Annotated in this window: 10 protein-coding genes; 5 read left to right on the top strand and 5 right to left on the bottom strand. The window is 72.4% G+C overall.

Annotation, left to right across the window (positions count from 1 at the left end; translation table 11 throughout):
* Positions 1-88: 88 nt before the first annotated feature.
* On the bottom strand, positions 89-604 hold the full coding sequence (locus GT045_RS03980; RefSeq protein ID WP_345942536.1) for a sigma factor-like helix-turn-helix DNA-binding protein: 516 nt from the start codon (positions 602-604) through the stop codon (positions 89-91).
* A gap of 232 nt (positions 605-836) precedes the next feature.
* A complete protein-coding gene (locus GT045_RS03975; RefSeq protein WP_202515951.1) occupies positions 837-1343 on the bottom strand; it encodes a MarR family transcriptional regulator in 507 nt (168 codons plus the stop codon).
* Between the two features lie 162 nt (positions 1344-1505).
* Between GT045_RS03975 and ilvA the strand changes: the two genes are divergently transcribed.
* From ilvA to GT045_RS03960, 3 genes are all read left to right on the top strand, one after another.
* Positions 1506-2735, top strand: coding sequence for a threonine ammonia-lyase (gene ilvA, locus GT045_RS03970; RefSeq protein WP_161293720.1), 1230 nt, complete (start codon positions 1506-1508; stop codon positions 2733-2735).
* Between the two features lie 488 nt (positions 2736-3223).
* Positions 3224-4207, top strand: a complete 984-nt coding sequence (locus tag GT045_RS03965) for an ATP-binding cassette domain-containing protein (protein ID WP_161333301.1) — start codon at positions 3224-3226, stop codon at positions 4205-4207.
* The gene (locus GT045_RS03960) at positions 4204-5061 is read left to right on the top strand and encodes an ABC transporter permease (protein ID WP_161333300.1); all 858 of its coding nucleotides are present in this window, start codon (positions 4204-4206) and stop codon (positions 5059-5061) included. The genes GT045_RS03965 and GT045_RS03960 overlap by 4 nt, the downstream gene beginning before the upstream one ends.
* Positions 5062-5180: 119 nt before the next feature.
* Here the strand turns inward: GT045_RS03960 and greA are convergent, their stop codons facing one another.
* Positions 5181-5678, bottom strand: a complete 498-nt coding sequence (greA, locus tag GT045_RS03955; protein ID WP_161293726.1) for a transcription elongation factor GreA — start codon at positions 5676-5678, stop codon at positions 5181-5183.
* A 190-nt stretch (positions 5679-5868) separates the two neighbouring features.
* On the bottom strand, positions 5869-6267 hold the full coding sequence (locus GT045_RS03950; RefSeq protein ID WP_161293728.1) for a DUF4307 domain-containing protein: 399 nt from the start codon (positions 6265-6267) through the stop codon (positions 5869-5871).
* Positions 6268-6391: 124 nt separating this feature from the next.
* Here GT045_RS03950 and mca point away from each other — a divergent pair, with 124 nt between their 5' ends.
* Both mca and GT045_RS03940 read left to right on the top strand, forming a co-directional pair.
* Positions 6392-7252, top strand: a complete 861-nt coding sequence (gene mca / locus GT045_RS03945) for a mycothiol conjugate amidase Mca (protein WP_161293735.1) — start codon at positions 6392-6394, stop codon at positions 7250-7252.
* Positions 7245-7493 carry a hypothetical protein gene (locus tag GT045_RS03940; protein WP_161293730.1) on the top strand — a complete coding sequence of 83 codons (249 nt, stop codon included), beginning with the start codon at positions 7245-7247 and terminating at the stop codon, positions 7491-7493. Before mca ends, GT045_RS03940 begins: the two co-directional genes overlap by 8 nt.
* A 98-nt stretch (positions 7494-7591) precedes the next feature.
* Here the strand turns inward: GT045_RS03940 and GT045_RS03935 are convergent.
* Positions 7592-10478 (bottom strand): tetratricopeptide repeat protein (locus GT045_RS03935; RefSeq protein ID WP_161333299.1); only part of this gene is annotated, 2887 nt, incomplete at its 5' end.

Here is a 10478-nt window from a genome sequence, read left to right as displayed (position 1 = left end):
TCACCCGCACGCCGGCCCGCGTGCCCCGGCAAGAGGCCGCGTGCGCGCGCGGGGCGGCGGCGCGGTCGGCTCGGTACGGCGGTGTGCCTCATGACGGCGCCACCCTTCTGCTCACCAGAGGCGGAGGCGGAGGCGGGGGCGACTGCGGGGCGGGGTGCAACACGGTCGCCGTCGCGCGGTCGCAGACGGCGTGGACGCGTTCCACGGGCAGACCGAGCAGGGCCGCCGTCTGCTCCTCGGCCACACCGTCGTACAGCCGCAGGACGAGCACCAGCCGTTCCTGCGGCGTGAGCGCGGCGAGCGGACCGCGGGGGTCCGGCCGGGCCCGGCCGAGGAAGCCGTACCGGTGCCAGGTGCTGCGCGCGAAGCGGGTGGCGAGGTGCTGGCGGGCGCAGTCGTACGGGTCCTCGCCGCGCAGCCGGTCCCAGCGGGCGTAGGTGTGGGCGAGGGCGAGCGTCAGCAGGCGTCGCGCGCGCGGGTTGGCGTCCGGCGCCTCAGCGGTGAGCAGCGTGGCCGCGTGCAGCAGACGCCCCGCCGCGCCCGCGACGAACGCCTCGAACTCCCGGACCCGGCGGGCACCGCGGGCCAGCTGCCGATCACGCACCACGCCTCCCCGTGACAGGGCCCCGTCCGGGCCCGGTCTCATCTGAGGCCAGCGGCGGCCCGGGGTCAAGACTGCGGGCGTCGACAAGACCGCGGGCGTCCCTGAGACCCGCCGCAGACGTCCGTGAGAGCGCGAGTGTCCCTGTGACCGCGGGCGTCCCTGTGACCGCGGGCGTCCGCGAGACCGCGGGCGTCCGCGAGACCGCGGGCGTCCGTGAGAGGGGTGGTGCGGCTCAGGAGGCCGGCGGCTGCTCCGCCGTCGGCCCGCCCTGCACCGTCATCCGCGCGGACAGCGCGTGATTGAAGCGAGTGAGGAGCGTGCAGAACTGCTCGCGCTCCTCCGGCGCCCAGTCGTGTGTCAGCTCGGCCATGAGCTGACGCCGGGAGGAGCGCACCTCCTCCAGCCGGGCGGCACCGCGCGGCGACAGCTGGAGCACCACGGCGCGCCCGTCCTCCGGGTGCGAGGTGCGCTTCACGAGCCCGGTGTCGACCAGGGGCGCCACCTGGCGGGTGACCGTGGAGGAGTCGATACCCATGCTCGCGGCGAGCGCCTTGACACCCATCGGGCCCTCGTTGTCGAGGCGGTTGAGCAGCAGGTACGCGGCACGGTCCATGGAGTTGCGCACCTGGCCGACACCGCCGAGCCGCGTCTGTTCGGCACGCCGGGCGAACACCGCCACCTCGTGCTGGAGGGTGTCGAGAAGACCGGTGTCACCGACGGTCGTCATGTCCATCGACATTTCAGGTGTTGTGGGCATGGCCGGAGGCTCGCTTCATGAAGGGCTGCTGGGTTGGGGGACAGGGTACGCGGCCCGGCGCCGGACCGTACCGGCGCTGCGCAAACCGGTCTCGCTGCTTGGTCACACCCGCCGTGCGCAATCGTGAACTGCGATGCTGGAGTCATGAGCTACCGCACGGCCGGCCCTTTGCGTTCCGTCACGCTCGACGACGTGCGGGGCGCCCAGAAGATGCTCTCGGGCGTCGCCCGGGTGACGGCGACGGAGGGCAGCCGGTACCTGTCCCGGCTGGTCGGTGCGCCGGTGCAGCTGAAGTGCGAGAACCTCCAGCGGACCGGCTCGTTCAAGCTGCGCGGCGCCTATGTGCGGATCGCCGGGCTGCTGCCGGAGGAGCGGGCGGCCGGCGTGGTGGCGGCGAGCGCCGGCAATCACGCGCAGGGCGTGGCCCTTGCCTCGTCCCTGCTCGGCGTGCACTCGACGGTGTTCATGCCGAAGGGCGCGCCGCTGCCGAAGATCAGCGCCACCCGGGAGTACGGCGCCGACGTGCGCCTGCACGGCCAGGTGGTCGACGAGACGCTGGCCGCCGCCCAGGAGTACGCGGCCGAGACCGGCGCGGTGTTCATCCACCCCTTCGACCACCCGGACGTGATCGCCGGCCAGGGGACCGTCGGCCTGGAGATCCTGGAGCAGTGCCCGGACGTGCGCACGATCGTCGTCGGCATGGGCGGCGGCGGACTCGCGGCCGGTATCGCCGTGGCGGTGAAGGCGCTTCACCCGGAGGTCAGGATCGTCGGCGTGCAGGCGGAGGGGGCCGCCTGCTACCCGCCCTCGCTCGCCGCCGGGCGCCCGGTGTCGCTGCGCGCCCCGGCGACGATGGCCGACGGCATCAAGGTGGGGCGGCCGGGCACGGTGCCGTTCGGGATCGTCGGCGAGCTGGTCGACGAGGTCCGTACGGTCAGCGAGGACCAGTTGTCGGCGGCGCTGCTGCTCTGCCTGGAGCGGGCCAAGCTGGTGGTGGAACCGGCCGGGGCGAGCCCGGTCGCCGCGCTGATGGGCGCGCCGGACGCCTTCGAGGGACCGGTCGTCGCCGTGCTCTCCGGCGGGAACGTCGACCCGGTGCTGATGCAGCGCGTCCTGCGGCACGGCATGGCCGCGCAGGGCCGGTACCTGGCGGTGCGGCTGCGGCTGACGGACCGGCCGGGTGCGCTCGCCACGCTCCTCGGATCGCTGTCGGAGGTCGACGCCAACGTCCTCGACGTGAGCCATGTCCGGACCGATCCCCGGCTCGGGCTCTCCGAGGTCGAGGTGGAACTGCAACTGGAGACGATGGGCCCGGAGCACTGCGTCGAGGTCGGCCAGGCCCTGCGGGACGCCGGTTACACGGTCATCGACTGACGACCGGACGGCCCGCCACACCGCTCACCCGCAGACCACAGGTCGCCGGCCGCCCACCTGCCCACCCCAGGCCGCCCACCCCAGGCCGCCCACCGGCACACCGCCGGCCGCTCAGGCTTCTCATCGCCGGCCGCCACCGGCACACCGCAGGCCGCTCACGCCGCTCACCGAAGCCACTCAGTCACCCCGCTCACCGAAGCCACTCACGTCACCCCGCTCACCGAAGCCGCTCACCGCAGCCACTCGCACCTCAGCCGCGCGCCGTCGTCGCCCCCTGCACGTTCGCGACTCGTTCGGGTGAAGACCCGGGTGAAGACTATTGAGAGACGCGATACATCGCGTTATGGTTCTCACGTGTTCGCCGGCCGCCCGTCCGCGCCCGGTGCCAGGGGCGGTCGCAACCGCGAGAGGGGGCAGGCGTACGCGGGCGCGCACACCCGGCCTCTGCGGAGAGTCCGCACCGGATCCCCGACGACGTGGAGACAGACATGCCAGGCGCCATCTATGCCGAAGGTCTGGTCAAGACCTTCGGAGACGTAAGGGCTCTGGACGGCGTCGACCTCGATGTGCCCGAGGGCACGGTCCTCGGCCTGCTCGGGCCGAACGGCGCCGGCAAGACGACGACGGTCCGCTGCCTGACCACCCTGCTGCGCCCCGACCGCGGCAAGGCGGTCGTCGCGGGCGTGGACGTCCTGCGGCACCCCGACACCGTGCGCCGCTCCATCGGCCTGTCCGGCCAGTTCGCGGCGGTCGACGAATACCTCACCGGCCGCGAGAACCTGCAGATGGTCGGGCAGCTGTACCAGATGCGGGCGAAGGCGGCCAAGGCCCGCGCCGGCGAACTGCTGGACCAGTTCCATCTGGCGGACGCCGCCGACCGCCCCGCCAAGACCTACTCCGGAGGCATGCGCCGCCGGCTGGACCTCGCCGCGGCCCTGGTCGTCTCGCCGCCGGTGATGTTCATGGACGAACCGACCACCGGCCTCGACCCCCGCAACCGCCAGCAGCTGTGGGAGGTCATCAAGCAGCTCGTCTCCGGCGGTACGACGCTGCTGCTCACCACGCAGTACTTGGAAGAGGCCGACCACCTGGCCCACGACATCGCGGTCGTCGACCACGGCCGGGTCATCGCCAAGGGCACCTCCGACCAGCTCAAGACCCGCACCGGCGGCGAGCGCGTCGAGGTCGTGGTGCACGAGCGGGGCCACATCGCGACCGCCGCGGAGGTGCTGCGCGGCTTCGGGAAGGGCGAGACCGCGATCGAGGAGCACACCCGCAAGCTCACCGTGCCCGTGACCGGCGGCGCCAAGCTGCTCGCCGAGGTCATCCGCGAGCTGGACCAGCGCGGCATCGAGATAGACGACATCGGGCTGCGCCGCCCCACCCTCGACGACGTGTTCCTGTCCCTGACGGGGCATGCGGCGCAGACCGCCGAACAGGACGAGCAGAACGCCAAGGAGTCCGCGAAATGAGCGCCGTCACCCAGCCCGGGCCCGTCACGGCGTCCGGCAACCCCCTCGGCCGGTCCTTGCGCGATTCGCTGATCGTCGCCAGACGCAACCTGATCCGCATGTCCAGGATCCCCGAGATGCTGATCTTCGGGCTGATCCAGCCGATCATGTTCGTCGTGCTGTTCACCTACGTCTTCGGCGGCTCCATGAAGATCGGCGGCAGCACCAGCGCGCTCGACTACAAGAACTTCCTGATGGCCGGCATCTTCGCGCAGACCGTCACGTTCGCCACCGCCGGATCCGGCGCCGGCATAGCCGACGACATGCACAAGGGCCTCATCGACCGGTTCCGCTCACTGCCCATGGCGCGCGGCGCCGTGCTGACCGGCCGCACCCTCGCCGACCTGGTGCAGACGGCGCTCACACTGCTGGTGCTCGCCATGGTCGCGCTGCTGGTCGGCTGGCGGGTCGGCTCCGACGGCGACACGAACGCCGGCAAGGTCCTGGCCGCCTTCGGCCTGCTGCTCCTGCTCGGGTACGCGTTCACCTGGATCGGCGCGCTGATCGGCCTCACCGTACGCACCCCGGAGGCGGCCACCTCCGGCGGGCTGGTCTGGCTCTTCCCGGTGACGTTCCTGTCGAACGCGTTCGTGGACACCGGCAACATGACGCCGTGGCTGCGGCACATCGCCGAATGGAACCCCTTCAGCGCCACCGTCCAGGCGGCCCGGGTGCTGTTCGCCGATCCCGGCCGGTCCGGCTCGCACGCCTGGCCGATGGCGCACCCGGTATGGGCCTCACTGATCTACTCGGTGCTGATCATCGCGGTCTTCCGCACCCTCGCGGTGCGCAAGTACCGCTCGGCCACCGCCTGACGGGGCAGGGGCACCCGAGCGGGCGGGGGGAAGCCGCTCCGCACGCCGGGTTCGCGGGCACGACGAAGCCCCCGGCGCCCTCAAGGGCTGCCGGGGGCCGTGAGCGGACCGGGAAGAGGTCAGGCCGTGTAGGGCTCGGCCTTCAGGATCCGCACGGATGCCTTCTTGCCGTTCGGCAGCTCGTACTCCGCGTCCTCGCCGACCTTGTGGCCGATGACACCCGTGCCGAGCGGGGACTGCGGCGAGTAGGTCTCGATGTCGGAGCTGGCGTACTCGCGGGAGGCGAGCAGGAACGTCAGCGTGTCGTCCTCGTCGCCGTCGAAGGCGATCGTGACGACCATGCCCGGCGCGACGGCACCGTCCGCGGCCGGCGCCTCGCCGACCTTCGCGTTCTCGAGGAGCTGGGTCAGCTGGCGCACACGAAGCTCCTGCTTGCCCTGCTCCTCCTTCGCCGCGTGGTACCCGCCGTTCTCGCGCAGGTCGCCCTCCTCACGCGCGGCCGCGATCTTGGCGGCGATCTCCGTGCGCGCAGGACCAGTAAGGTACGCAAGCTCGTCCCTGAGCTTGTTGTACGCCTCCTGGGTCAGCCAGGTGACGTTCTCGCTGGTCTGGGTCACAGGGTGCTCCTCGTCGGTACTGGGGATACAAAGCATCGCCCTACCCAGAAGCATGTTCCCTCTTGGATGGGCGAAACCACGAGCCTAACAATTCACGAGCGGAAGGGGGAGGACATAAGCCATCAGAATCGCATCAACGCAGGTCGGAGCCTACGCATTCCGGGTGATGCCGAAGAGTGTCCGCCGGGCGTCAGCCGGTGTGGCAGCCCAGCAGTTCCGCCGTCGTGCCCTCCGCGGTCGTACGGAGCGTGACGACCCGGTCGATGCGCGTGGCAGGGCCGGAGAAGCGGAAGTCGGCGCGGCCCACCTCGGCGCCGTCGGCCGACTGGGACCGCAGCGTGCAGTATCCGGAGGCGCCGGCGTCCTTGCGGACCTCCAGATGCACCTCGACCGCGTCGTCCGACGCCTTGAACGCGATGACCTGGCCGCTGATCTCGTTCTGCGCGACATAGTGGTAGGCGAAGTAGCCGAGCAGGGCGAGCAGCGCCACACCCAGCACGGAACCGGCGATCTTGAGCTTGCGGTCGGCGCGCTCGTCCGAGGGGCGACCGTAGCGGCCCTCGGGCAGCGGCGTGCTCGCGGTACTCATGATCGTCCTCTCCGCGGAATTATTCGCCCCCCGATTCGGTCACTATAGAAGCCGCCGATCGCACCCGAAGACACCGGGGCGCCGACTTACCGAGGATTGAGTCTTGACTGACCAGCTGCGACTGATGGCCGTTCACGCGCACCCCGACGACGAGTCGAGCAAGGGTGCGGCCACCATGGCGAAGTACGTGTCCGAGGGGGTGGACGTGCTGGTGGTGACCTGCACCGGCGGAGAGCGCGGATCCATCCTCAATCCCAAGCTGCAGGGCGACGCGTACATCGAGGAGCACATCCACGAGGTGCGCAAGAAGGAGATGGACGAGGCCCGCGAGATCCTCGGGGTCGGCCAGGAGTGGCTGGGCTTCGTCGACTCCGGCCTGCCGGAGGGCGACCCGCTGCCGCCGCTGCCCGAGGGCTGCTTCGCCCTGGAGGACGTCGACAAGGCAGCCGGTGAGCTGGTGCGGAAGATCCGTTCCTTCCGCCCCCAGGTGATCACCACCTACGACGAGAACGGCGGCTACCCGCACCCCGACCACATCATGACCCACAAGATCTCCATGGTGGCGTTCGAGGGCGCGGCGGACACCGAGAAGTATCCGGAGGCCGAGTTCGGGGCCGCCCACCAGCCGCTGAAGCTCTACTACAACCAGGGCTTCAACCGCCCCCGCACCGAGGCGCTGCACCAGGCGATGCTCGACCGCGGCCTGGAGTCGCCGTACGGGGACTGGCTCAAGCGGTGGAGCGAGATCGAGCGCACCGAGCGCACGCTGACCACGCACGTCCCGTGCGCGGACTTCTTCGAGATCCGCGACAAGGCGCTGATCGCCCACGCCACGCAGATCGACCCGGACGGCGGCTGGTTCAAGGTGCCGATGGAGCTCCAGAAGGAGGTCTGGCCGACCGAGGAGTACGAACTGGCCAAATCCCTCGTCGGAACTTCCATCCCCGAGGACGACCTCTTCGCGGGCATCCGGGACAATGCCTGACATGAGCGCAAGCGTGAGCCTGGCAGTGACGCACCTGGTACCCCTCGCCAAGGAGGTCGACCAGAACAAGGTCACCCCCGGGGTCCTCGGCTTCATCGTCTTCGCGGTGATGGCCCTGGCCGTGTGGGGCCTGATGAAGTCGATGAGCAAGCACATGCGCAAGGTCGACTTCAAGGAGGCCCCGGAGGCCGAGGAGGAGCGGGCCGGGAAGCAGGAAGGCTCCCCGGCACAGCGGGGCTGACGCCCGGCGCGGCGGCCTCCCGCTCCCCTGCACAGCGGGGCCGACCCCCGGCGCGGCGGCCTCCCCGGCACAGCGGCACAGCGGGGCCGACCCCCGGGTCACCTGTCCGCGGGCACCGCCACTCCCATCACCTCGCGGGCGTGGCGGTCCGGAGTCATGCGCAGCCGCCATGCCTGCCAGCCGTCCTCCAGCCGCACACCCCGCTCCAGCAGCAGGGCGTACGCCGATACGTAGTCGGCCAGTTTCTCGTCGCGCAGCGGATGCGTGGCGCGGGCCAGCTGGGCCAGCTCCTCCTGGGCGACCGCCGTGCCCACCTCCGTCCCGCCCGGCGCCGCGTAGGGGAGCAGGGTGCAGCGCAGGAACCGGGCCCAGTCCTCACCGCGCCGGTCGCCGTAGGACGCGAACAGGGTGAGCGCCTCGTCGCACAGACCCAGCGCCTGCCCGGTGCGGCCGTTGCCCGCGTCCACCACCGCCAGCTCCAGGCAGGTCCATGCCTCGCCGTGGGCGACACCGATCCGCTGGAAGTCGGCGCGAGCGTCCGTCAGCAGCTGGCGGGCGAACCCGGAGTTGCGCAGCGAGCCCGTCTGCGCGGCCCGCTGGTCCCGGGTCACCCGCGCCGAGTGGTGCCGGGCGCAGGCCAGGCCGTACACGTCCCGCATCCGGGAGAACATCGTCCGGGACCGCTCCAGGTCGCGCACCGCCAGGTCCAGCTCACCGGTCTCCTCCAGCGCCTGCCCCAGGTGGTAGAGCGTCCACGCCTCACCACGCGCGTCCTCGTTGTCCCGGTGCCGGGCGACCGCCTGACGCAGGCCGTCCACGGCGGCGGTCGGCTCGCCGGCCTCCAGCCGGGCCCGGGCCAGCTGGGTCAGCGCCCACGCCTCCCCGCGGGCGTCCCGTGTCCGGCCGTACCGCTCCAGGGCGGCCCGCAGCTCCGTCTCCGCGCGCGGCACGTCCCCCAGCCGCAGCGCCAGCTGGCCCAGCTGGAAGTGCGCCCATGCCTCGCCGTGCACCGAGCCGCCCTCCCGGTGCAGCACCAGCGAGCCGGCGAGCAGGTCCTGCGCCTGCGCCAGCCGGGCCCGGTCCCGCTGGACCGCCGCCAGCGCGTGCATCGTCCACGCCCGGTCCGTCGCCAGCTCCGGCGCCGCCTGGAGGTCCAGCGCCTCCTGGAGCTTGGCCGCCGCCTCCGGGAGGTTGCCCTGGTGGTGCAGCGTGATCCCCAGGGAGCACAGCGCGCGGGCCGCACCCGCGTCGTGGTGTGCCTCCCGGTACAGGTCCACGACCGAGGTCAGCGTGGTGCGCGCCTTGTCCAGCTCGCCCAGCTGGCGGGCCGCGATACCGGTGCGCCACTGCACCGAGCGCACCAGCAGCCCCTGGTCCACCGACTGCGCCAGCTCACTGATCTCACCGAGCCGGTACAGGTCGCCGCGCAGCAGGCAGTAGTCGCACAGCGCGCCGAGCAGGTTCAGCACCGCCGCCTGGTCCACGCCCTCCGCCTGGCGCAGGGCGGCCGTGATGAAGCTGGACTCGTCGTCCAGCCAGCGCAGCGCCTCGTCGAGCGAGGGGAAGCCGTGCGAGCCGAACTGGTTCGACCGCGTCGACATGTTCCCGTCGACCAGGCGCAGCACCGAGTCGGCCAGCTCCGCGTAGTTCACGATCAGCCGTTCCTGCGCCGCCGCGCGCTCCGCCGGGTCCTCCTCGTCGAGCAGCCGGGCGTGGGCGAAGGCCCGCACCGTGTCGTGCAGCCGGTAGCGGCTCCCGCGCACATGGTCGATCAGCCCCGTCCGGGCGAGGACCACCAGATGCCGGGTGGCCTCCGCCTCGTCGGTGGCCAGCAGGGCGGCAGCCGCCGCGGCGCCCAGCGATGCCCGTCCCGCCAGGGCGAGCCTGCGCAGCAGCCGGCGCGTGGGCTCCGGCTGGTCGGTGTAGCGCAGCCACAGTGCCCGCTCCACCGGGTCCACCGGGCCGTAGGCGCCGAGATCGGCGGCCAGCTGCCGTGGTGACCGCGGGCCGAGGGCCGAGCCGGCCACCCGCAGCGCCAGCGGCAGCCCCCCGCACAGCTCGTGGACGCGTCCGGCGGACTCGGCGTCGTACGGTCCCGAGGCGTCCTCGGCCGCCGCGGTCAGCAGCTCCTCGGCGCCCGCCGCGTCCAGTTCCCGTACCGGCAGGTCGTGCACCCACGCCTGGAGGTCGGCGGGCAGCTCCAGGGCCGTACGACTGGTCACGAGCACCAGGCTGTCGGAGCGCTCCGGGACCAGGGCGCGTACCTGCTCCGGGTCGGAGGCGTCGTCCAGCACGATCGTCACCGGCAGACCGGTCAGGTGCCGGTGGTACAGCTCCCCGAGCCGCTTGACCTGCTGGTCGGGGGAGGAACGCTCCCGGAACAGCAGCTGTTCCCGGGGTGCGCCGAGCCGGTTCAGCAGGTGCAGCAGGGCGTCCCGGGTGGCCAGCGGCGCCTCCTCCCGGCTGCCGCCGCGCAGGTCCACCACCACCGCGCCGCGGAAGTGGTCCCGCAGTTCGTGCGCGGCCCGCACCGCGAGCGTGGTCCGGCCGGAACCGGGCGCGCCGTGCAGTACGACCACCGTCGGCCGGGTCTCGGTGGCCGCCCGGGCCGCCTGTGCCCACTGCCTGATCCGCCCCAGCTCCGCCCGGCGCCCCGCGAACGGGCCGTCGGCGTCCGGGAGATGGCCGAACGACTGCTCCAGCACCGACCGTCGGCGGGCCGCCGCGCTCTTGTCCGTGCCGCGCAGCGCCGGGCCGCCGCTCCTCTTCGTCCCGGTGGAGGCGGTGAGCACCCGCTGCTGGTCGAGGAACGGGCGGATGCCCCGCACTTCCAGCGCGGTGAGCCACTGCAGCCGCAGCTGCTCCGGGCCGCCCGGCTGCCCGGCCGCCCCCGCGCGGTGGTGGGCGGCGGGCAGGTGCGTACCGGCCACCTTCACCACGGTGGCGGCGGCGCCCACCACCGCCGCGGTGACACCCGCGCCGACG

Source organism: Streptomyces sp. SID486 (assembly GCF_009865385.1).
Taxonomy (GTDB): domain Bacteria; phylum Actinomycetota; class Actinomycetes; order Streptomycetales; family Streptomycetaceae; genus Streptomyces.
Note: the sequence above shows the minus strand (reverse complement) of the source record. Positions and strands in the feature narration are given on the sequence as shown.

Excerpts from the sequence above, each read along its gene's own strand:
- GT045_RS03975 (WP_202515951.1), bottom strand. The coding sequence starts at position 1,343 with ATGTCGATGGACATGACGACCGTCGGTGACACCGGTCTTCTCGACACC.
- GT045_RS03965 (WP_161333301.1), top strand. The coding sequence starts at position 3,224 with ATGCCAGGCGCCATCTATGCCGAAGGTCTGGTCAAGACCTTCGGAGAC.
- GT045_RS03960 (WP_161333300.1), top strand. The coding sequence starts at position 4,204 with ATGAGCGCCGTCACCCAGCCCGGGCCCGTCACGGCGTCCGGCAACCCC.
- GT045_RS03950 (WP_161293728.1), bottom strand. The coding sequence starts at position 6,267 with ATGAGTACCGCGAGCACGCCGCTGCCCGAGGGCCGCTACGGTCGCCCC.
- ilvA (WP_161293720.1), top strand. The coding sequence starts at position 1,506 with ATGAGCTACCGCACGGCCGGCCCTTTGCGTTCCGTCACGCTCGACGAC.
- GT045_RS03940 (WP_161293730.1), top strand. The coding sequence starts at position 7,245 with ATGCCTGACATGAGCGCAAGCGTGAGCCTGGCAGTGACGCACCTGGTA.
- mca (WP_161293735.1), top strand. The coding sequence starts at position 6,392 with ATGGCCGTTCACGCGCACCCCGACGACGAGTCGAGCAAGGGTGCGGCC.